Annotated in this window: 32 protein-coding genes and 1 pseudogene; 32 read left to right on the forward strand and 1 reads right to left on the reverse strand. The window is 69.0% G+C overall.

All coding sequences use genetic code 11. From position 1 onward, the window contains the following. The first annotated feature begins 102 nt into the window (after positions 1-102). The 12 genes and pseudogenes from rimM (at position 103) to FCI23_RS10390 (ending at position 8529) form a co-directional block, all read left to right on the forward strand. A complete protein-coding gene (rimM, locus tag FCI23_RS10335; protein ID WP_136723181.1) occupies positions 103-624 on the forward strand; it encodes a ribosome maturation factor RimM in 522 nt (173 codons plus the stop codon). Positions 625-650: 26 nt separating this feature from the next. Further along, positions 651-1460, forward strand: a complete 810-nt coding sequence (gene trmD / locus FCI23_RS10340; RefSeq protein ID WP_136723182.1) for a tRNA (guanosine(37)-N1)-methyltransferase TrmD — start codon at positions 651-653, stop codon at positions 1458-1460. Between the two features lie 129 nt (positions 1461-1589). Further along, positions 1590-1940: a 50S ribosomal protein L19 gene (gene rplS / locus FCI23_RS10345; protein WP_136723183.1), complete on the forward strand. Its 351-nt coding sequence runs from the start codon at positions 1590-1592 to the stop codon at positions 1938-1940. A gap of 44 nt (positions 1941-1984) precedes the next feature. Next, positions 1985-2626, forward strand: a complete 642-nt coding sequence (gene lepB / locus FCI23_RS10350) for a signal peptidase I (protein ID WP_136723184.1) — start codon at positions 1985-1987, stop codon at positions 2624-2626. Further along, a complete protein-coding gene (gene lepB, locus FCI23_RS10355; RefSeq protein ID WP_407645943.1) occupies positions 2619-3719 on the forward strand; it encodes a signal peptidase I in 1101 nt (366 codons plus the stop codon). The genes lepB (FCI23_RS10350) and lepB (FCI23_RS10355) overlap by 8 nt, the downstream gene beginning before the upstream one ends. Continuing rightward, entirely contained in the window at positions 3688-4542 is an 855-nt protein-coding gene (gene lepB / locus FCI23_RS10360; protein ID WP_136723282.1) for a signal peptidase I, read from the forward strand. Before lepB (FCI23_RS10355) ends, lepB (FCI23_RS10360) begins: the two co-directional genes overlap by 32 nt. A 44-nt stretch (positions 4543-4586) precedes the next feature. After that, on the forward strand, positions 4587-5336 hold the full coding sequence (gene lepB, locus FCI23_RS10365) for a signal peptidase I (protein ID WP_136723185.1): 750 nt from the start codon (positions 4587-4589) through the stop codon (positions 5334-5336). Beyond that, on the forward strand, positions 5333-5812 hold the full coding sequence (locus FCI23_RS10370; RefSeq protein WP_136723186.1) for an NUDIX hydrolase: 480 nt from the start codon (positions 5333-5335) through the stop codon (positions 5810-5812). Before lepB (FCI23_RS10365) ends, FCI23_RS10370 begins: the two co-directional genes overlap by 4 nt. A gap of 39 nt (positions 5813-5851) precedes the next feature. After that, the gene (locus tag FCI23_RS10375) at positions 5852-6178 is read left to right on the forward strand and encodes a DUF2469 domain-containing protein (protein WP_136723187.1); all 327 of its coding nucleotides are present in this window, start codon (positions 5852-5854) and stop codon (positions 6176-6178) included. A gap of 115 nt (positions 6179-6293) precedes the next feature. Then, positions 6294-6653 (forward strand): YraN family protein, encoded by a 360-nt coding sequence (locus FCI23_RS10380; RefSeq protein ID WP_136723188.1) that lies wholly within the window; start codon positions 6294-6296, stop codon positions 6651-6653. Further along, positions 6653-6904 (forward strand): annotated as a pseudogene (locus FCI23_RS10385) (magnesium chelatase domain-containing protein); the annotation flags it as partial. The gene FCI23_RS10380 and the pseudogene FCI23_RS10385, both read left to right, overlap by 1 nt. 41 nt (positions 6905-6945) lie before the next feature. Beyond that, positions 6946-8529, forward strand: a complete 1584-nt coding sequence (locus FCI23_RS10390; protein ID WP_136723189.1) for a recombinase family protein — start codon at positions 6946-6948, stop codon at positions 8527-8529. Positions 8530-8537: 8 nt separating this feature from the next. Here the strand turns inward: FCI23_RS10390 and FCI23_RS10395 are convergent, their stop codons facing one another. Beyond that, positions 8538-9416: a hypothetical protein gene (locus FCI23_RS10395; RefSeq protein WP_136723190.1), complete on the reverse strand. Its 879-nt coding sequence runs from the start codon at positions 9414-9416 to the stop codon at positions 8538-8540. Positions 9417-9576: 160 nt separating this feature from the next. Here FCI23_RS10395 and FCI23_RS10400 point away from each other — a divergent pair, with 160 nt between their 5' ends. From FCI23_RS10400 to FCI23_RS10490, 20 genes are all read left to right on the forward strand, one after another. Then, positions 9577-9819: a helix-turn-helix domain-containing protein gene (locus FCI23_RS10400; protein WP_169316748.1), complete on the forward strand. Its 243-nt coding sequence runs from the start codon at positions 9577-9579 to the stop codon at positions 9817-9819. Beyond that, entirely contained in the window at positions 9816-9992 is a 177-nt protein-coding gene (locus tag FCI23_RS56285) for a hypothetical protein (protein WP_169316749.1), read from the forward strand. Before FCI23_RS10400 ends, FCI23_RS56285 begins: the two co-directional genes overlap by 4 nt. 111 nt (positions 9993-10103) lie before the next feature. Continuing rightward, positions 10104-10703, forward strand: coding sequence for a hypothetical protein (locus FCI23_RS10405; protein ID WP_136723192.1), 600 nt, complete (start codon positions 10104-10106; stop codon positions 10701-10703). Continuing rightward, positions 10700-10993 carry a hypothetical protein gene (locus FCI23_RS10410; protein WP_136723193.1) on the forward strand — a complete coding sequence of 98 codons (294 nt, stop codon included), beginning with the start codon at positions 10700-10702 and terminating at the stop codon, positions 10991-10993. The genes FCI23_RS10405 and FCI23_RS10410 overlap by 4 nt, the downstream gene beginning before the upstream one ends. Next, entirely contained in the window at positions 10990-11370 is a 381-nt protein-coding gene (locus FCI23_RS10415; RefSeq protein ID WP_136723194.1) for a hypothetical protein, read from the forward strand. Before FCI23_RS10410 ends, FCI23_RS10415 begins: the two co-directional genes overlap by 4 nt. Further along, positions 11367-11882, forward strand: coding sequence for a hypothetical protein (locus FCI23_RS10420; RefSeq protein ID WP_136723195.1), 516 nt, complete (start codon positions 11367-11369; stop codon positions 11880-11882). Before FCI23_RS10415 ends, FCI23_RS10420 begins: the two co-directional genes overlap by 4 nt. Next, entirely contained in the window at positions 11879-12484 is a 606-nt protein-coding gene (locus FCI23_RS10425) for a hypothetical protein (RefSeq protein WP_136723196.1), read from the forward strand. The genes FCI23_RS10420 and FCI23_RS10425 overlap by 4 nt, the downstream gene beginning before the upstream one ends. A gap of 197 nt (positions 12485-12681) precedes the next feature. Further along, complete coding sequence (locus FCI23_RS10430; RefSeq protein ID WP_136723197.1) at positions 12682-12864, forward strand: hypothetical protein; 183 nt, start codon at positions 12682-12684, stop codon at positions 12862-12864. Beyond that, entirely contained in the window at positions 12861-15209 is a 2349-nt protein-coding gene (locus tag FCI23_RS59410) for an AAA family ATPase (RefSeq protein ID WP_246143617.1), read from the forward strand. Before FCI23_RS10430 ends, FCI23_RS59410 begins: the two co-directional genes overlap by 4 nt. A 211-nt stretch (positions 15210-15420) precedes the next feature. Next, the gene (locus FCI23_RS10440; RefSeq protein WP_136723198.1) at positions 15421-15666 is read left to right on the forward strand and encodes a YebC/PmpR family DNA-binding transcriptional regulator; all 246 of its coding nucleotides are present in this window, start codon (positions 15421-15423) and stop codon (positions 15664-15666) included. Further along, the gene (locus tag FCI23_RS10445; RefSeq protein WP_136723199.1) at positions 15663-16310 is read left to right on the forward strand and encodes a hypothetical protein; all 648 of its coding nucleotides are present in this window, start codon (positions 15663-15665) and stop codon (positions 16308-16310) included. Before FCI23_RS10440 ends, FCI23_RS10445 begins: the two co-directional genes overlap by 4 nt. 58 nt (positions 16311-16368) lie before the next feature. After that, entirely contained in the window at positions 16369-16746 is a 378-nt protein-coding gene (locus FCI23_RS10450; protein ID WP_136723200.1) for a hypothetical protein, read from the forward strand. A gap of 65 nt (positions 16747-16811) precedes the next feature. Next, the gene (locus tag FCI23_RS10455; RefSeq protein WP_136723201.1) at positions 16812-17135 is read left to right on the forward strand and encodes a hypothetical protein; all 324 of its coding nucleotides are present in this window, start codon (positions 16812-16814) and stop codon (positions 17133-17135) included. Between the two features lie 54 nt (positions 17136-17189). Next, positions 17190-17639 (forward strand): hypothetical protein, encoded by a 450-nt coding sequence (locus FCI23_RS10460; protein WP_136723202.1) that lies wholly within the window; start codon positions 17190-17192, stop codon positions 17637-17639. A gap of 51 nt (positions 17640-17690) precedes the next feature. Then, positions 17691-17900: a hypothetical protein gene (locus FCI23_RS10465; RefSeq protein ID WP_136723203.1), complete on the forward strand. Its 210-nt coding sequence runs from the start codon at positions 17691-17693 to the stop codon at positions 17898-17900. A 1-nt stretch (position 17901) separates the two neighbouring features. Continuing rightward, positions 17902-18153 (forward strand): hypothetical protein, encoded by a 252-nt coding sequence (locus FCI23_RS10470; protein ID WP_136723204.1) that lies wholly within the window; start codon positions 17902-17904, stop codon positions 18151-18153. Next, positions 18150-18530: a hypothetical protein gene (locus tag FCI23_RS10475; RefSeq protein ID WP_136723205.1), complete on the forward strand. Its 381-nt coding sequence runs from the start codon at positions 18150-18152 to the stop codon at positions 18528-18530. Before FCI23_RS10470 ends, FCI23_RS10475 begins: the two co-directional genes overlap by 4 nt. After that, a complete protein-coding gene (locus FCI23_RS10480; RefSeq protein WP_169316750.1) occupies positions 18530-19102 on the forward strand; it encodes a helix-turn-helix domain-containing protein in 573 nt (190 codons plus the stop codon). Before FCI23_RS10475 ends, FCI23_RS10480 begins: the two co-directional genes overlap by 1 nt. Beyond that, the gene (locus tag FCI23_RS10485; RefSeq protein ID WP_169316751.1) at positions 19029-19613 is read left to right on the forward strand and encodes a hypothetical protein; all 585 of its coding nucleotides are present in this window, start codon (positions 19029-19031) and stop codon (positions 19611-19613) included. The genes FCI23_RS10480 and FCI23_RS10485 overlap by 74 nt, the downstream gene beginning before the upstream one ends. Positions 19614-19791: 178 nt before the next feature. Then, entirely contained in the window at positions 19792-20226 is a 435-nt protein-coding gene (locus tag FCI23_RS10490) for a hypothetical protein (protein ID WP_136723208.1), read from the forward strand. Positions 20227-20231 lie beyond the last annotated feature (5 nt).

Genomic DNA, 20231 nt, shown 5'->3' on the forward strand with positions numbered 1-20231 from the left:
GAGCGGCGGGGGTTTAGCCGCAAAAAGGGGAGAAATCCCAACGGCGAGCCACCCCGTCCACGAGAGCGGCGGCGGTTTAGCCGCAGAAGGGGGAGCGCAGCGATGCAGTTGGTAGTCGGACGGATCGGCCGCGCCCACGGCATCAAGGGCGAGGTCTCGGTGGAGGTACGCACGGACGAGCCGGAACTGCGGCTCGCACCGGGCGCCGTACTGGCCACCGACCCGGCGTCGGCCGGCCCGCTCACCATTGAGACCGGGCGGGTGCACAGCGGCCGGCTCATGCTGCGCTTCGAGGGCGTCAAGGACCGCAGCGGCGCTGAGGCACTGCGCAATATCCTGCTGATCGCCGAGGTGGACCCGGAGGTGACCCCGGAGGACCCCGAGGAGTTCTACGATCACCAGCTGATCGACCTCGACGTGGTGACCACCGACGGCACCGTGGTCGGCCGGATCGCCGAGATCTCCCATCTGCCGTACCAGGATCTGCTGATCGTGAAGCGGCCGGACGGCAGTGAGGTCATGATCCCGTTCGTCTCCGAGATCGTCCCGGAGGTCGACCTGGCGGAGCAGCGGGCCGTCATCGACCCGCCGCCCGGCCTGCTGGACGAGGCCGGGGCGCAATAGTCGCCGGGACGGAGTGGTCAAAGCCCATGCGCATCGACGTTGTCACGATCTTCCCGGAGTATCTGGAGCCTTTGAGCGTCTCGCTGGTCGGCAAGGCGCGGCAGCGAGGGCAGCTGGACGTACGCGTCCATGACCTTCGGGAGTGGGCCCACGACCGGCACAACACGGTCGACGACACCCCGTACGGCGGCGGGCCGGGCATGGTCATGAAGCCCGAGCCATGGGGCGAGGCACTGGACTCGGTGCTGGCCTCCGGCGACGGCAAGCCTGTTCTGGTTGTCCCGACGCCCAGTGGGATCCCCTTCACCCAGGAGCTCGCCGTGGAGCTCTCCGAGCAGCCGTGGCTGGTCTTCGCCCCCGCCCGCTACGAGGGCATCGACCGGCGTGTCATGGAGGAGTACGAGGAGCGTCTCGACGTCCGGGAGGTGTCCATCGGCGACTACGTCCTGGCCGGTGGTGAAGCCCCGGTCCTCGTCATCGTCGAGGCCGTGGCACGGCTGCTGCCGGGAGTGCTCGGCAACGCCCAGTCGCACCAGGACGACTCTTTCGCGCCGGGCGCGATGTCAAACCTCCTGGAGGGCCCGGTCTACACGAAGCCGCCGCAATGGCGCGGCCGGGAGATCCCCGAGGTGCTGCTCAGCGGCCACCACGGGAAGGTCGCCCGCTGGCGGCGGGACGAGGCCCTGCGCCGGACCTCGCAGAACCGTCCGGACCTGGTCGAGCGCTGCGACCCGGAGGCGTTGGACAAGTACGACCGCCGGCTGCTGGGCGAACTGGGCTGGGAAGAGGGCGCGGACGGCCGATTTGGGCGGTCGGCGGGGGCCGTGGAAGAATAAGCCGTTGCTGTACGTCCGGCGTGCGCCCCTGCCACAGGGGGAACGTCGCCCGTCCGACGCGGCGGCACCGTAATCTCATCACTAGATTCCGCTGATGACCTGTGGCATTGGCGAGGAAAGCAGACGATCATGTCCAACCTGCTCGACAGCGTCGACGGCGCCTCCCTGCGCACCGACATCCCGGCGTTCCGCCCCGGCGACACCGTGAACGTCCATGTGCGCGTCATCGAGGGCAACCGCTCCCGTGTGCAGCAGTTCAAGGGTGTTGTCATCCGCCGCCAGGGCTCGGGTGTCCGTGAGACCTTCACGGTCCGCAAGGTCAGCTTCAGTGTCGGCGTCGAGCGCACCTTCCCGGTGCACACCCCGATCGTCGAGAAGATCGAGATCGTGACCCGCGGTGACGTCCGCCGCGCGAAGCTGTACTACCTCCGTGAGCTCCGCGGCAAGGCCGCGAAGATCAAGGAGAAGCGCGACAACTGAGTCCAGGCAGCCGGGCGCGAACGGGCCGTATAGGCTCGCGCCCGATGGACACCACAGCGCGATCCCCGGAACGCGACGGCTCCCCCGCCACAGAAGTGGCAGAGGAGCCGTCGCGTTCCGGCGTACCCGGTTGGGGGAAAGCCGGTCTGCTGTTCGGTGTCTGCTTGCTCATCGTGTTCTTGGTGAACGTTTTCGTGGCGCAGCCGTATCTCATCCCGAGTGGATCGATGGAGAAGACCCTGTCGGTGGGTGACCGGGTCCTGGTGAACAAGCTGGCGTACCGATTCGGCAGTGCGCCGCAGCGCGGCGACATCGTCGTGTTCGACGGCAAGGACTCATTTGTGCAGGACAAGAGCGGCACGGACTTCATCAAGCGGGTGGTTGGCGTCGGCGGGGACCGGGTCATCTGCTGCGACGCGCGGGGCAGGATAACGGTCAACGGCCGTTCGATCAACGAGCCATACCTTTACCCGGGAAACGCTCCGTCCCGGGTACGGTTCGATATCGAGGTGCCGGAGGGGAGGTTGTGGGTGATGGGTGACCACCGTGACGATTCCCGGGACTCCCGCGACCACCTTGGCGACCCCGGCGGCGGTACTGTCCCGGTCGACGAGGTGATCGGCCGGGCGGAGCGGATCGTATGGCCGTTGAGCCGTTGGCGGACCCTGGAGGGTGTTCGTGGGTAACCGTGGCCGCGGCCGGCCGCAGGATGACGAGAACGAGAGCTGGCTGGACGACGGGGTCATCGTGTCCGCCGTGCGTGAGCCCCGCAGGGGCGGCGGCAGGGCCGACCGGCGCAAGCTGGCACGCAAGGTCAAGCGGAAGCGACGGCGCGGGGCAGCGAAGGAAGTGCCGATTCTCATCGTCGTGGCACTGCTGATCGCCCTGGTGCTCAAGACCTTCTTGTTGCAGGCCTTTGTCATCCCGTCCGGATCGATGGAGGCGACCATCCAGGTCGGCGACCGCGTGCTGGTCGACAAGCTGACGCCCTGGTTCGGCTCGGAGCCGCACCGTGGCGATGTGGTGGTCTTCAAGGATCCCGGTGGCTGGCTGGACGGCGAGGAGAAGCCGTCGACCAAGAACGACCCGGTCGTGATCAAACAGGTGAAGGAGTTCCTGACCTTCATCGGGCTGCTGCCGTCGGACAAGGAAGGCGACCTGATCAAGCGGGTCATCGCGGTCGGCGGGGACACGGTGAAGTGCTGCGACACCCAGGGGCGGGTCACCGTCAACGGGACGCCGCTCACCGAGACCTCGTACATCCTTGCGGGGAATCCGCCGTCGCAGGAGAAGTTCACGGTGCAGGTGCCCAAGGGACGGCTGTGGGTGATGGGCGACCACCGCTCCAACTCGGCCGATTCGCGCTTCCACATGGACCAGGCCGGCAATGGCACCATCCCGGAGGGCCTGGTGGTGGGCAGGGCCTTTGTGATTGCCTGGCCCATGGGCCACATGACGCAACTGAAGGAGCCCTCAACGTTCCAGTCGGTGGCCGCCGCGCGCGGCGAAGCGACAACGGCCCTGCAGACGGCCAATAATCAGCAAGGACTGGTCCAACTCCCGACCCCTGCGGAACTCCCGCTCGTTATGGGAGTGGTGGGCCTGCGCCGCATCTGGCGCAGGCGGCAGCACGGAGTAAGGAGTGGATGTGGGGGACCTGGTGGTCGGCGCACGGTCCGGGCGCGAAGAGCCCGAGGAGCAGGGCTCCTCGGAAGCCTCCGTCGACAAGGCGGTGGCCGGCGAGGCGATGGCCGACAACGCGGCAGGCCCTGGTCCTGATGCGGAGTCAGCTGAGAGGGACGGCGGCAAGCACCAGAGGAAGCAGCGCTCCTTCTGGAAAGAACTGCCGATCCTGATCGGAATCGCGCTCGTTCTGGCGCTGCTGATCAAGACATTTTTGGTGCAGGCTTTCTCGATCCCCTCCGCCTCGATGGAGAACACCCTCCAGGAGGGCGACCGCGTTCTGGTCGACAAGCTCACCCCGTGGTTCGGCTCGGAGCCGGCGCGCGGCGAGGTCGTCGTCTTCCACGACCCCGGTGGCTGGCTGGGCGAGACGGTCCCGGCCAACTCCAACCCGGTGACCAGCACGATCCAGACGGCCCTGAGCTTTATCGGCCTGATGCCGTCCGCCGAGGAGAAGGACCTGATCAAGCGGGTCATCGCAGTCGGCGGGGACACGGTCGAGTGCAAGGGCACCGGTCCGGTCACGGTGAATGGCAAGGCGCTCAACGAGCCGTACATCTACCCCGGCAACACCCCTTGCGGTGACAAGCCGTTCGGTCCGATCAAGGTGCCGAAGGGGCGGATCTGGGTGATGGGCGACCACCGCCAGGACTCGCTCGACTCCCGTTACCACCAGGATCTGAAGGGCAATGGCACGGTCTCGGTCAATGAGGTCGTCGGGCGCGCCATTGTGGTCGCCTGGCCCGTCAACCGGTGGTCGACGCTGCCCGTCCCGAGCACCTTCGACCAGCCGGGCATCAACGCGGCCGGTGCCGAGCTGCCGGTGGTCGGCGGACTGGCGGGTGCGCTGCCGCTGGTGATGCTGCGCCGTCGGCGGCTGATCTACAAAGACGGGCGACTGATCAACAAGGTCCGGTAAAGGGACCTTACAGAGGTTCGGACCCGCAGGTAGGGTGCGGATCCATGAGCTCCAAGAGCGCGACCGTGACCACCGCGCCCCGAAGCGCGACGCACCCGGCAGGCGGCCGGCTCGGACACAGGTTGTCCGGGCTGGCTGTCGCGTTCGGCTGTTTGCTGTTCCTCGGTGGATTCGGCTGGGGGTTGGTCGACTACCGGCCGTACACCGTGCCCACGGGGTCGATGACCCCCACGGTCGACGCGGGGGACAAGATCCTCGCCCAGCGGATCGGCGGCGCCGATGTGCGCCGAGGGGATGTCGTGGTCTTCACCGACTCCCTGTGGGGCAATGTGCCCATCGTCAAGCGGGTGATCGGGGTGGGTGGTGACAAGATCGCCTGCTGTGACAAGCAGGGGCACCTGACGGTCAACGGCAAGTCCGTCTCTGAGCCCTATCTCAATGATCCGAAGGGGCCCGCCTCGCTGGTCGGCTTCCGAGTGACCGTCCCCAAGGGCAACCTCTTCATGCTGGGCGACAACCGGGCTACGTCCGAGGACTCCCGGGTCCACCTCACTGACGCGGACCGTGGCTCGGTGCCGCGGAGCGCGGTGAGCGCTCGGGTGGACGGCATCGTCTGGCCGATGGCCCGGGCGGGCTGGGTGGGCCGCCCCGCGGCCTTCGCGGCCCTGGCCGGCGGGGTGTCGCAACCGGGGCCCCTCAAGTGGCTGGCCGTCGCGATTGTGGCGGGCGTGGTTCTCATCCTCGGCGGCGCCGCCTACGGCCCGGTAGCCGGCCGGCTGGAGCGCAGGCGATGAGGCGGCGGGCGGCCCGGGTGGTGCTCCTGGATCCGGCCGACCGGATTCTTCTGCTGCACGGCTTCGAGCCCGCCGACCCGACGGCCACCTGGTGGTTCACTCCGGGCGGCGGTGTCGAGGAGGACGAGAGCCTGGAGGAGGCGGCGCGCCGGGAGGTCGCCGAGGAGACCGGGATCACCTCAGTGCGGCTGGGGCAGCTGTTGTGGGAGCGCACATGTTCCTTCGACTTCGACGGCCGCGCCTGGGACCAGGACGAGTGGTACTACCTGGGGCGTACCGATGTCACGGAACTGGACCCCAGCGGCCAGACGGCGCTGGAGCGGCGCAGCGTCGCAGAGCTGCGATGGTGGACGTGCGAGGAACTTCTCCGCTCGCGTGAGACCGTGTATCCGAGCAGGCTCGCCGGGCTGCTGCGCACGCTGCTCGACGAAGGGCCCCCGCTGTCGCCGATTCTCCTCGGGACCGAGCGTGACTGAAGCACAATGGGGGCACGTACGGCTGAAGGGGAACATGCCATGAGCGCCGAGGACCTCGAAAAGTACGAGACCGAGATGGAGCTGAAGCTCTACCGGGAGTACCGCGACGTTGTCGGCTTGTTCAAGTATGTGATCGAGACCGAACGGCGCTTCTACCTCACCAACGACTACGAAATGCAGGTGCACTCCGTCCAGGGTGAGGTGTTCTTCGAGGTCTCCATGGCCGATGCCTGGGTGTGGGACATGTACCGCCCGGCCCGCTTCGTGAAGCAGGTGCGGGTGCTCACGTTCAAGGATGTGAACATCGAGGAGCTGAACAAGGCTGACCTCGACCTGCCGTCGGACAACTCCGGCTTCAACGGCTGAGGCGCGAGTTGCCCCCGTGGTCCACGGGCGGGCTGTCCGTAGTTATCCACAGGGCGAGTCCATGATCATCTGATTTGCCGAACTTCCGTCACAGTGGGTGACGGAGGTGGTACGGATGAACGCACGAGGAGCACTGGGCCGCTACGGGGAGGACCTGGCGGCCCGCCGGCTGGCCGAAGCCGGCCTGACCGTGGTGGAACGAAACTGGCGCTGCCGGAGCGGCGAGATCGACATCGTCGCCTCGGACGGTGACGCACTGGTCGTCTGCGAGGTCAAAACCCGTCGCGAGGGGGAATACGAACATCCCCTGGCCGCTGTCACCACGCGCAAGGCCGAACGCCTGCGTGCCCTCGCCGAGCACTGGCTCGCCGACCATGGCGGCCCGCCACCGGGCGGAGTGCGGATCGATGTCGTCGCGGTGCTGCTGCCCGAGCGCGGCGCCGCCCGCGTCGAGCATGTCCGGGGGGTGGCCTGATGGGTTTCGCCCGCACGTGCTCGGTGGCCCTGGTCGGCGTCGAGGGCGTCGCCGTCGAGGTCCAGGCCGACCTCGAACCCGGCCTCGCGGCCTTCACGCTCGTCGGCCTTCCCGACAAGAGCCTCTTCGAGAGCCGCGACCGGGTCCGTGCCGCCATCGTCAACAGCGGCGAGACCTGGCCCCAGAAGAAACTCACCGTCGGCCTCAGCCCGGCTTCCGTCCCCAAGGGCGGCAGCGGTTTCGATGTGTCAAGACTAGCTAAGTGACGTTTTTACCCCTTACGCTGTCGCACATGATGGACCCCACCCCCGGCCGCCGCATGGTCGTCTACCGCCGCATCTCCGACGACCGCGAAGGCCGCCAGAACGGCGTAGACCGCCAGGACAAACAATGCCGCGCCCTCGCCGCCAAGAACGGTGACGAGATCGTCGCTGTCTTCACCGACGACGACCGCAGCGCCTATTCCGGCAAGCCACGGCCGGACTACATCAAGATGCTCGCGTTCCTCCGCGACGGTCACGCCGACGGCGCCTACGCCCTCGCGCCCACCCGCTTCTACCGGCGCCTCGACGACGGACTCGACTTCTTCCGGCTGATCGCCGAGCGCGGGCTGGAAGTCCAGACGGTCAAGCAAGGCCGCTACGACCTGTCCACCGCCGACGGGCGGCGCGACGCACTGCGGGCCGCCATCGACTCTCAGCACGAGAGTGAGCAGATCAGCGAGCGCGTCCGCGACGCCAAGGCCGACAACCTCGCCGCCGGCGAATACCGCGGCGGCCCCCGCCCCTACGGATACGAAGCTGACGGCGTCACCCCCCGCTCATTGCTGTGCCCCAGCTGCGGCGCCACCGAGGGTTTCAATGCCGAACGGGAGTGCGCCTGTGGCACGGACGCGGTCAACACCCCCGGCTCCGAGGCATGGCACGCGGAGCAGGCAACGGACGCCGTCATCGCAGGCGACTCCCTCCGCTCCATCTGCCGCCACCTGAAGATCCAGGGCGTCCGGACTGTGCCGCGCCGGTACAAGCAGGAAGACGGCACCCGCGGCGAGCCCGAATCCCGGGACTGGCTGCCGGCGGAACTGCGGAAGATGCTCCTGCGGCCACGCAACGCCGGGCTCATCGAGCACTATGACGAGATCGTCGGCCGGGCCAGCTGGGCGCCGCTGGTGTCCGAGGAGAAGTGGCGGGCGGCCAAGGCCGTCCTGGAGAACCCGGAGCGCCGCACCACCACCGGCAACGGGCGCGTCTGGCTCGGCTCCAACCTGTACCGCTGCGGCACCCCCGAATGCACGGACACCGTCAGGTGCTCCACCTCCGGCAGGGGCAGCGGACACACCCACGTGCCCACCTACCGCTGCAGGACCAGCACCAAGCACGTCACCCGGGTAGCTGCGCCCCTCGACGCCTACATCGAGCACCTCGCCATGGTGCGCTTGTCCATGGCGGATGCAGTACAGCGCCTTCTGCCGCCCGCACCCAAGGGCGAGGTGCGCGAGGACCTGGCGGCGACCGCGAACACGCTACGCGGCAAGCTGGACGGCTACACGCAGGACTACGACGCCGACCTCATCACCCGGCAGCAGATGCTCGACGGCACCGCGCTGACCCGCAAGCGGCTGGAGCGGGTGGAGGCGCAGATGGCCGCGCAGGCGCAGCTGTCCGTACTCGCGTCCGTGCCGCTCGGCGACGCGGACAAGATCGATGAGGAGTGGCCCGGGTATCACCTGGACAAGAAGCGCGCGATCCTCGACGCCCTCATGACGGTCACGATTTTGCCCGCCCGGCGCGGCAGGCCGGCTGGCTTCAAGCCCGGCGTTGACAAGACGTACTTCAACCCGGAAACGATCCACGTCGAATGGAAACAGCCCGGCTGACCGCTGGCCTATTCGTCTGCGGCGCCGGCGTCCTCGTCGGCGCCGCCTTCGTCTTCGGAGTCGCTCTGAGCGTCTGCGCTCGGCCGCCGGAGACGCTGCTCGGCATCGCGGCGGCGGCTCGCGTCCGGTACCGGGTCGGGTGCCGCAGCGCCCGTGATGCCGGGATGGACGACCGGCAGCCCCATTGGCCCGGCGAGGACCTCGTCCATCGGCGCCCATGAGTCGGGATCGCCGAACCGTTGCCATACCGGGCCAAGGACGTCGGAGGATGGCGGAGGCAGTTTCGCCTCGGCAGCACTTTCCCCTGACTCAGCGGCGGCGAGCAGGCCCCGTTCGCGGGCTAGGCGGATGTCTCGGGCAGCGGTGGCGCGGGAGTACCCCATTGCGGTGGCGACTTCCATGCCTGGCGACCGGCTGCCGCTGGCGAGGGCCTGCTTGTACACGTCGGCCGCCTGCTGAACTCGGTCAGCTGACGCTTCGTGCCCGCGGCCAGGCTTCGGAGGTGCCGGGCTCACCCAGGCTTGATGCTCGGGATCACCGCGCAGTTGGAACGCACCCTCGTGAATATCGGGGCGTCGCTTGACGCTCACCGACGCTCGGTCGAGGGCGACGCGCAGCAGGTAGTCGACCGGGATGCGGCGGAGCAGCGATGTGGAGATCGGCACATCGCGTTCGCGGGGGGATACGGCGAACTCGCGGATGATCGCGCGGGCGCCGGCGTCGACCGTGATGACCATTTGGACCGCAACCGGGGGCTCGTCCAGGTGCAAAAGGGCCTGAATATTTGAAGGCACGGCCGTGTCGTCGCTGGTGCGCACCCAGGCCGCCCGCTCGCCCGGGGTGACGAAAGCCCCGGCGATCTTTACGTCTTTCGGCTGTCGTGCCATGTCACGAGCCTAGGCAACCGTCATTGCCGTGGCAAACGTGTCACCTCTATGTCATTTGATGGACCCGGTCACCGGACTCTAACCCTTGTCCAGGTCAGGGCATTGGATGGACGTGACGACAGAGATGACACGGCAAAGACTTTCAGGTACTGTCCTTGTCATGAAGCGATTGTCAGTAACGGATCGCGTCGCCGAGGTCTGCGCCTGGATCGAGAGCGGCCGGGCCCGAGAGCTACGAATGAACTCCGGGATCACCCAGAGTGAGATGGCGCGGACGTGCGAGGTCACGCAGGCCGCTGTCCTCAGGTGGGAGCGCAACGAGCGGCGGCCCCGTGGCCGCAACGCGCTCACCTACCACAAGGCACTGAGCCGCCTCGCTGCCCGCGAGCGTGAAGCCGCATGAACGCCGAGGCGAAAGCCGCTGAGGCAGCAGCCCGGGGCGACAAGACCGGCGAGGCGTACTGGCTCCACGTCAAGAAGGTCGTGGACCAGGCGCCGCCGCTCAGCAACGAGCAGGTCAGCCGCCTCAGGGTCCTGATCTGGTCCGACGCCGAGCCCCGCGCCACGGCCGCCTAGCGGCCCCGCACATGACTGTGGCCCCAGGTCACGACACCCGAGGCCACACCACCCATCCCGCGCCCAGCGGACCGACAAGCCATAAGGGCGCACGAGTGAATCGAGTCCAGTATGAACCATCCGATAGGCGCAGCGCACGCCCTCGCGGACGCTGACGCACGGATCTCCAGCCCGTTCCTCCGCTCCGAGGCTGCGGCTACCACGGTCGCCGACCTCGAGGCGCAGCGTGACGTCACGGCCCGCCTGACCGGCGTCCCCGCCGCTTTCGCCGTCATCTCCATCTCGTGCGGCGAGCGGCACCCCAGCGGTCGCCTGATCTGCAACAACCCCGCCGGGCACGAGCCCGACCACTGCGACGCCCTCGGTCGCACCTGGCCCCAGGACAAACCCGCCCCCAAGCCCGCCCCGGAGACGCGCGACGGACACGCGTCCTACTGCCGGCGCGGCGAGCACGGCACGTTCCCCTGCGCCAGCGAAGAGCTGAGCATCAACGTCGCCGGACACGTTGGCGGCGAGCCGATCCTGCTCGCCCAGATCGTCATGGACGACGAGACCGGCCAGGCCGACATGCAACTCGACTTCGGCACCAGCGACTGGGTCGTGGCCACGCCCGCCCAGATGCGGCAGCGCATCGCCGCCGTCCGCGCGCACCTCGACCAGCTCGACAAGTTCGCCGACGAGTTCGAGGCCATTACCAAGGGGGACAGGTGACCACCACACTCACCGCTGGGTCGACCCTCACGCCCGACCTGGACGCCCTCCTCGCCGAGCACAACGCCACCGTCGTGCCCCTCGCCGACATGCCGGAGTTCGCCGACGACGCCGCCCGCCCGGCCTTCTACGGCGCGGCTGACGACGAACTGGTCGACGGCATCCGCGTCCGTCGGATCGTGCTGCCCGACGGCCTCGACGACACCCGGCGCGACCAGCTCCTCCGCTACATGGTCCAGATGTTCGACCGCGCGGAAGCCGGAGAGTTCGACAAGGCGGCCAGTGCATGACCGAGCCCATCAACCCGTCGGCGGCCGGGGACGACACCCCCGGCCGCCCGGCCCTGGACTGGGTCGAGCGCGCCAACTTCCTCGCCATCGCCAAGGAGACGGACTTGGGGGAGGGCGATGAGATCGCCGCCGCCACCGTCGACTTGATGGTGGAGATGGAGACCCGCATCCCCGCGCCGTGGGCCGACACCGACCCGTTCGTCGCCGAGAGGTACCTCGCCGCCCGCGGTGCCAGCCCGGCCGCCGCAACCGCCAACGCTGCGGAGTTCGAGATCTCCATGCGGGCCCTCGTAGGGCTCGGCACCGGCAAGCCGGCTGAGACCTTCGACGACATCGCCCGATGGATCGAGACCCACGTCGATGGCGGTGAGCAGTGAGCCTCGACGACTTCGACCTCATTGCCCTCACCGGGCTCCATGCGTCCGACGACGGCGGCTTCGACGCCCTGTACCAGCAGGCACTGACAAAGCTGCTCCGTAGCCACCCGGACGGCTTCCCCGCCACCGCAGCCGGCCGCGCCGCATGGGACCAGCTCGACGGCGGCCAGCGCGAACGCGCCCTCAATGCGCTGTTCTACACCTGGTTCGTCGATGACCGCCGCGAGCAGGACGAAGCGCTCCACCACCAGGACATCACCGCCGAATCCAGCTACCTGCAGGGCGGCGACCTCGACCACCTGGCGCAGGCCGCCGTATCCGCACGCGGAGCCGTAACGGTCGACTCCGCCGCCCTCTGGCGGGCGGTCAAGGAGCTGCGGCTCCTCACCCACCGCGTCGGGCTTCTGCGGGCCCTGCACACCACCGAGCCCATGACCGACGAAGCCATGAACCGCCTCGAGGACGACCTGAAGCGCGACCTGTACGGAGACGAAGAGGAAGGCGGCCGATGATCACCGACCACCCCGCCGTGGAAGGCGGGCCGGACTTCAATACCTGGCTCGCTGAACACCGCGCCGTCGGCGTCCACCTCAAAGACCGTGAGCGCGCCATCCACGACGCACTTGCCGACTTCTGCGAGGAATACACCGTCTGGCCCCGCGCCGGCTTGGGAATCGTCGCCAGCCTGTGGGGCTTCGAGCCGGAGGTGTCCGTCTTCGCCGAAGACGCCAACGCCACGGGGCACTGGTTCCACCTCCCGGATTTGAGCGGCCCGACCGGGGTCGACTACGACCGGCTCGCGGACGAGTTTGACCGGGACCGGGCCGACGATTACAGCGACGTCGCCCTGATCACCTGGCCCGGAAACAACGGCCTCCGGATCGTCCGGCACACGTTCGCCATGCGGATCTTCTCTGGCGTCTCGCCGTGGGCGAAGGAGTTCTACCGGAACACCGAGGACCTGTTGCGCCTCGGGTTCCTGCACTCCGGTCTCGCCGACAGTCTCGGCCTCGCCGACGCGATGCGTGAGGGAGGCGTGCCCTCCCTCGAAGTGGCCCGGCACCAGGCGTTCTCCGGCCCCCTCGGCGGCCTGGATAGCGAGACCCAGCTGTGACCGCGCACCGCCCCGCCCAGGGCCTCCGCAGCCCGGCAGGCGGGGCGGTGCGCCTCGATCTCCACCGCACGACAGAACTGACCAGTCCGCGAGGGACGGCCGCTGGCCGTTACGCCCTCCCCTCGCCCTCGCGGCTAGGAACCACGTTGATCACGAGCGACATTCGCCCTCGAGACGAGGACGCCAGGGAAGCACACATGCTGCGCCTGCGTAGCGAGCAGGCACGCCGCGAGCTGACCCTCGGCGCGATCCGCGCACACCTCGAGGAGCAGCCCTCCCCCCACAGCATCCGGGCCTGCGCCCGCCGCTGGTGCACCGCCATAACCAACCTCGCCGACGACGTCGTCACGGCCACGAACAGCGCGGAGAGCAACGAGTGAGCACCGAGCAGCCGCCGCTGACCGCAGACGCCGACGTCATGCGGACATGGCTGACACACCTGTACTCCGGGCTTCCCGGATGCATCAGTGTGTGCTCCGACGCCGACGGATGGGCTGGCCAACGCTTCGCCACCGACCCGGCCGGCATCGAGGCCGCCGTTCAGTACGCACTCGATCTCGACAAGCGTCGCCCGAAAGGCATCTACACCCAGGTCACTACCCTCCGCGAGAAGCCCACCACCGGGCGCGGTGGCGAAGACCTCGCGCACTGCGTTCCGTACTTCTGGGCTGACGGCGACTTCGGCACCATCGGCCACAAGCCCGGCCTCGATGACCTCCCCGCACCACCCGACGCTGACGCCGTCGCGCGGGTCGTCGCAGAATCCGGATTGCCGGATCCGACGGGCTGGAGTCTTTCGGGCGGCGGCTACAACCCTGGATGGGTGCTCCCCGAGGCCCACATCATCGGCGACGACGAAGACCGCGCCCGGGTCAAGGAACTGACGACCAACCTGCAGGCCATCCTCGGCGCGGCGGCCTACCGCAACGGCTGGTCCTGGGACGTCGAGGTCGGCAACCTCGACCGGCTGATGAAGCTGCCCGGCACCGTGAACCGCAAGGAAGGCCTCGAGCGCCCGACCGGCATCGGACCGGCTACCGGCGTCGCCTACGACCTCGGTGAGCTGTACGAGATCACGGACCGCCTCGCGCCCGACGCCCGCAAGCTGCTGGAGCAGGCCGACCGGGAGAAGCGCGAGCGGAAGATCAAGCGGCTCGGCGTAGCCATCCCGCCGCCCCGTGCGGACAAACCTCGTGTGGATCGTGCGGCCGGTACGGGTCCGTTCGATGCCCTGCAGGACACGGCATCGTGGGCGGACATCCTCGGGCCCGCCGGGTTCACCTATGAGGGCCAGCACAGTGACGGCCGTGAGAAGTGGCTGCGGCCGTCGGCGAACGGCGACCGCGCCAGCAGTGCCTACAGCCTGCTGTGCAATGACCACGTCGCCATCAACTGGTCCGAGCTGGCCGACCTCCCCGTCGGCGCCCTGGCGCACGGCCAGAAGCTCACCAAAGGCACTGTCTTCGCCTACCTCTACTACGCAGAAGACCGTGACGCCGCCGCCCGGGACCTACTGCTGGCCGCCCATGGTCGCGGTGCTCTCGGCCAAGCAGGGCGTCTCCCGGCACCCGTCCTCGCCGAGATCCAGCGGCGTAGCGGTCCGTCTGCGCCCCAGCCCCCCAGCCCCTTCAGCCAGCCCGGACCTCTCCAGCAGGCCGCCCATGACGCGGCCGGCGAAGAGGAGTTCGTACACGACTGGCCGGAAGCCGACGAGCCCCCAGCCGAGGAGGACCCCATCGAGGCGCCCGAGGAAAAGCGCTCCCGGTTCACACTCGGCGGATCGTTCGTCCTCGACGTCCCCGATATCCCGCCCGCCGTCTGGGGCAGCGGGGGGGACGTCCTGTGGGCCGAAGGTGAAGCGCTCATGCTCTGCGCCCCTCAGGGCGTCGGGAAGACCACGCTCGCCCACCAGGTAATCCGCGCCCGCATCGGCCTGCAGGACAGCGTCCTCGGGCTTCCGGTCGCCCGCGGTAAGCGGGTCCTGCTGCTCTCCATGGACCGCCCCGCCCAGGCCCGGCGCGCAGCCAACCGCATCTTCGGCAAGGACGACCGGAAGCTGCTCGACGACCGGCTCGTCGTCTGGGAAGGGCCGCCGCCTTACGACATGGCCAAGCACACCGACATCCTCACCGCCATGTGTGAGGCGGCCGAAGCGGACACCGTCGTCATCGACTCGCTCAAGGACGCCGCCATCGGCCTGTCCGAGGACGAAGTCGGGGCGGGCTACAACCGGGCCCGACAGAAGGCCATCGCGGCAGGCGTACAGGTTCTCGAGCTGCACCACCTCACCAAGCGCGGGCCCAACGGCGCGGCGCCCAACGACCTTGCGGGCGTGTACGGATCCGTGTGGCTCACCTCCGGCACCGGCTCCGTGATCCTCCTGTGGGGCGAGGCCGGCGACCCCGTCGTGAACTTCCGTCACCTCAAGCAGCCCATGAACGAGCTCGGGCCGTTCAACGTCATCCACGACCACGCCTCGGGTGTCTCCTCCGTCCAGAACACCGCCGACCTCATCGAGCTGGCCCGCTACGGCGGACCCGAAGGTCTCAGCGCAGCCCGCGCGGCAGAGGCCATCTTCGACACCAAGACACCCACCGCCGCCCAGAAGGAGAAGGCCCGCCGCCGGCTCGACAAGCTCGTCGGCTCCGGGCAGCTCGTCAAGCACGACGGCCCCACCAAGACCAGCCCGGCCACCTACTACCTCGGCCTTGCGAGGGCGTCGTGAAGCCCTCGCACAGCTTCACGAACAGCTTCACGCACCCGTTTTCACGTGCAGCTACACGCACTACACGACAGCTTCACGCACCGGGCATGACCGCAGGTCACAGCTTCACGCACCACTACACGCACTACACGGCGCCAGCTACACGTTCCCACACACCCCTATAAGGGTGTGGGACGTGAAGTGGTCGACCTTTCGCCGAACGGAGACCCCGATGCCCACCCAAGATCAGCGACTACTGACGTACATCCGCCGAGCCGGAAACAACGGCCGGACGCGGTCCGAAGTCCGAGACGCGCTGAAGGAAAAAGGCGCTCGGCGACCGTCCAAAGCGGACCTCGACACCCTGCTCGACCCGCTCATCGATGCCGGTCTCCTGCTGGCCACCGAAAGGCCGACAGCCGGCAGGCACGTGACCGTCTACCTCGCCCCCGAGAACCTCCTCAAGGAGACCCCGTGACCAAGCAGCTCACCGTTCACAACGCCACGATCACCACGGCGGCCGTAGAGGTGAAGACCCTCACCATCAGCGGCAAGCAGGTCACCCTCGCCGTATTCCGGCAGCTCCAGGAAGAAACCATCCTCAACCCCGTGAACGCCACGCTCACCGGCGAGCTTTGGGGAAGGGTCAACTACCACCCCGACAAGTGCGCGGACGCGGCCACCCATGTGCACGTGGTCTGGCAGAAGGACGGCGAGCTGCGACGCGCCCACGTCCGGGCCCCCGAGGAAGCCGCCCACAAGCACCTGCACGCAGGTCTGTACGCGGAAGCGGTCATCGCCGATGGCCTGATCCGCAGTCATCTGGCGGCCCGCAGGCCCGACCGCCTCCAGGTCGCCGGCAGCCCGGCTTCTCAGGATCTTGGGTTCACCCGGTTCATCCACCGCGGAGTGCAGTTCCACGGCCCGGTGCGCAAAGAGTTCCTTGCGGCTTACGGCGATCACCCCGACCGCCTCGGCGGCGAGGAGCTCTGGGGCCGAGTCCGCCACGTAGCCGGCCCCGATGCCACCGTCGAAAGCATCGCCGAGCGGCTGCCCGCTCTCGCCTATCACCAGTCGTGGCGGCAGCTCGCCGAACTCCCGCAGCTGTTCATCGCCGTCTGACAGCGCGCCTATCGGGGCCGGCTGCCAACCCAGCACACCACGAAGGAGAACCAGCAGCATGACCGAACGCACCCTCACCCACGGCGCGCCCACCGGAATCGACGACGACATCCGCGACCACGGATACGCCATCGTGCAGACCCGCGTGGAGCGCATTCCAAGGCTGATCAAGGGCCTCCGCTGCCAGGAGCCGGACGGCTGCACCAGGCCCGCGACTCTCGCGACCCTCGCCGTCGAGGAGACCGCCAACGAGGACGACGACGTGTTGGGCCTCTACCTGGTGAAGTCTCCGGACGGACTACCGCTTTGCATCGTGGTCTGCGACGAACACCGCTGCGAGGCCAGCCACGACCTGTACCGCCAGCTGACGGGCCGCATGCGACCGGACGGCATCCGCGCGTTCGACATGCCCGGCCAGCACCTGAGTTGGCACTGACGACGACGGCCGGGCCCGCTCGTACCGGGCCCGACCACCCCAAGCACACCACGAAGGAGAACCTGATGACCACGAAGAAGGCCGAGACGGAGAAGCGGCGCATCAGCCGCGAACTCCGCCAGCTGTACAAGGAACGGAAGCCACTGCTGACCGGCCGCCACATAGTTGACGTCGGCTGGTGGGGTGTGCCCTTCCACATCCGTGCCTGCGGCGTCGAAGCGTGCGAAGGCTGCGGCACGCGCGAGTGGCTCCGCGAGATGGCCGAGCCGCTCACCCAGCGGATCGAGGAGCTGAAGCAGAACCTCCAGCAGTTCGACCCCAAGCCCGAGGCGACGAGGAAGGCCACGGTCATCACCGGCCGCGGCGAGCAGCTCGTCATGTTCGTCTGACCACCCGCCCGGCCGTCCACCCGGCGGCCGGGCCCGTCCCCCCACAGGAATCCCATGAACGTCGAAGACCTCGTACAGCAGCGCATCGCCGAAGCCGCCCGCCGCCGGGAAGCTTCCAAGGAGCGCCGCGCCGACCTGCAGGCCGCCCGTGACGCCGGGCTCGTGCAGCGGCACCGCGGCAAGCTCGCGCGCCTCAACGCGGCGGAAATAGCGTCCGCTCGCCCGACCGGCAGCTATGCCCTCAGCACCGCTGAGCCCGCCGCCGGATGCGCACCCGAAGGCCGCAGACTTCAGGCCCCCTCGACCCCCGGAGGAACCACCGTGCCACCGAACGCCCGCATGATCATCTGCCCCGCGTGCCGCGTCGAGCGGATGGCCCGGCGCGTCGCCGCTGTCGTCATCGCCGGCGCCCCGCACGACGCCGTGCGCTGCCTCGACCCCGCGTGCGAACTGCTCTGGCTCGTCCGCGCCGACCGCCCCCGCGTCGCGCCCGTCGCGGCCTGAACGACAAATCACCCCCGACCCCACCAACCACACGGAAAAACAGAGCCCCCCATGAACCAGACCGACACGTACACGTCCCTCTCGACCGAGCTGCGCACCGTCCCCGGCGCCGACCTGGTCACCTCCGGCGGCCTGCAGGTCGTCGTCACCTGCCCCAACTGCGGCGCCCAGCACAGGCACCTCGGCCTCGGACTGCGCCGCTCCCCGTGCGGCACCTGGTACGCCGTCACCCGCACCGCCGGCCTGCGAAGCGAGGCGTGACATGCCCGCCGAGACCCTCACCGCGCGCGGGCTGCAGGCCGCCGTCGCGCTCACAACCGCCCGGAACGCAGGCTTGGAGATCCCGCAGGCGCAGCTGCTCGGCGACACGCCTGCGGAGGAGGCGCTGTTGGCGCTGACGGTCCTCGCGTCGTGCTTCCTGGACTTCGGTGCCCCATCGATCCCCGGGGCGGCCCTGCGGTCTGCGGGCCGTATTGCGGGGCGCCTGGAGGCCAGCGAGGTGGGCGACAAGTGACGACGCAAGAGCCGCCGGGCCGTCACCCGCGCATCGTGGTGGGCGTACAGAGCAAGCCGGGCCGGTACAAGGCCAAGGCGGACCCGCGCGCGGTGGCCGGCGCCGACGGGGCCCGTGTCCGGGTCGACGTCGGCCAGGGGCTGCGCCCGCAGGACATGGCGACGACCGCGACGTTCGCGCACAGCATCCGTAACGCGGCCGTCGTCGAGATCATCGGGCGCAGCCACCGGGCCGTGAACCATGCCCGTGAGGTGTTCCTCGCCGTGTGGTCCGTGGACCTCCCTGAGGGCGCCCAAGGCGGCCCTGACGGCTCCGTTGCCCGATGGGCCGCCGTGATGCTGGCGCAGCCCCGCGAGAAGGGCCAGGGCACGGCCTGATGGACGCCATGGTTCCCGCGGAGCCGCCGCCGGACGACCGCCGGCCCGCACCCGTCCAGTTGTGGGACGGCATCGCGGTGCCCGGCGTGCTCTGCGAGGAACTGACGGCCGCCCTCGACCTGCTCGACGCCTACCTGCGCGGTACGCCCCCGCCGGCTTCCTTCCGCCGCCCTCGTCTGTCCTGGGCGGCTCAGGCGGTGCGTGTGACCGCCCGCGACGCGGCTGTGGAGTTCCGGCAGCAGCAGGAAGCCCGCCGGGCTTACGCAGGCGCAAGCGCCCCGGTGGTCACACTTCTTACGCCTGCGAAAGCCCCGTCAGGATCGGATCGAAGGCAGTTCATGACGACCGAGCAGGCCGCCACGATCGCCGGGGTATCCGAGGCCCGTGTCCGTCAACTTGCCGCAGCAGGCACGATCGACGGCCGGAAGACCAGCCGCAACGTGTGGCTGCTGGACCCCGAGAGCGTGCGCGCCTACCGCGCACGAAGGGGAACCAGGCATGGCAACGATGACGGCACCCAAGCTCAACGAGCGGCTGGAGCAGGCGCGAAAAGAGGCCAAGGGGCTGCGTGAGCAGCTGGCCTTTGCCGAGTCCGACCTGGCGAAGGCGCTGGAGGACAGGGACTATGCGGCGGCCGAGGACCACAAGAAGGCCGCCGACGAACTCCGGCAGCCGGTCCTGATCGCCGAGGCGCACGTTAAGGCGCTCATCGCCGGGGCGCAGGAGCTGGAGGCCCACCGGGCGGCCGAGCAGCGGGCCACGCAGGAACGCGAGCAGCGCGAGCAGGCAGGCCGCCAGTTCGAGGAGGCCACCGCCCGCGAGGCGCAGGCGATGGACGAGATGAACCAGCACCTCGCGCAGCTGCGTGAGGCCTACGTGGCGCTCAGGCAGATCGTGTCCGAGGCCATCGCGGCGCAGCAGAGGGCAGGTCAGGCCCGCCTGGATTCACACCACGCCGGGATTGGCGCTGGCATCTGGGCGCAGGACATGCCGCAGCCGGCCTTGCCGAACCATGCATCTGTCTTGATCGACTACAGCCCGGTGCTGCTTCAGATCATGCAGAACCCGCAGCTTCCTTCCTGATGACCCGCCGCCTCGAGGCGTCAAGCTCACCGTCCGGCGCCCGTGGTGGCCCGGGTAGCGGACGTAAGGCCGAACAGCGGGCTTTGCCTCCTTTCTCCCGCGGTGACGCGGCCTGCGCCCCGAGGACCGGCTTCCTCCCCCCTCTTCTCTCCGCACGTGGCGACCTTGAGGAGTCGACGTGACCGACCAGTATCCCCAGCCGCAGCCCGATCCTTGGGCGCAGTCGCGCCGGATAGCCGAGCAGTGGAAAGAGATGGGCCGCGGTGTCGACCGCCCGACCCAGGTGGCCCGCATAAAGGCCGCTCGCCTCGCAAGGGCCAAGGTCGCCACAGAGGCCGAGGAGACGCGCCTGCGGGCTGTCGTCGACAGGGCTGTCGCTGCGGCCGTTGCTGAGGCGCTGAAGAACGTGCCGCAGGCCGCTGCTGCGCTGGCCGAGGCGGCCCCCGAGGTACCCGCGGCCCCGGCCGTGCCGGAGAAGGCGCTGCACGAGATGGGCCCGGAGGAGTGGCGGGATTACGCGCTCCAGTACGGGCCGCACCCGAGGCAGCGCCGCCGGCCGATGACGGTCAGCGAGCTCGTTGCCGGGCGGTACGAGGACGACGGCGAGGCCTGATCCAC

The organism is Actinacidiphila oryziradicis, from assembly GCF_005047355.1.
GTDB lineage: Bacteria > Actinomycetota > Actinomycetes > Streptomycetales > Streptomycetaceae > Actinacidiphila > Actinacidiphila oryziradicis.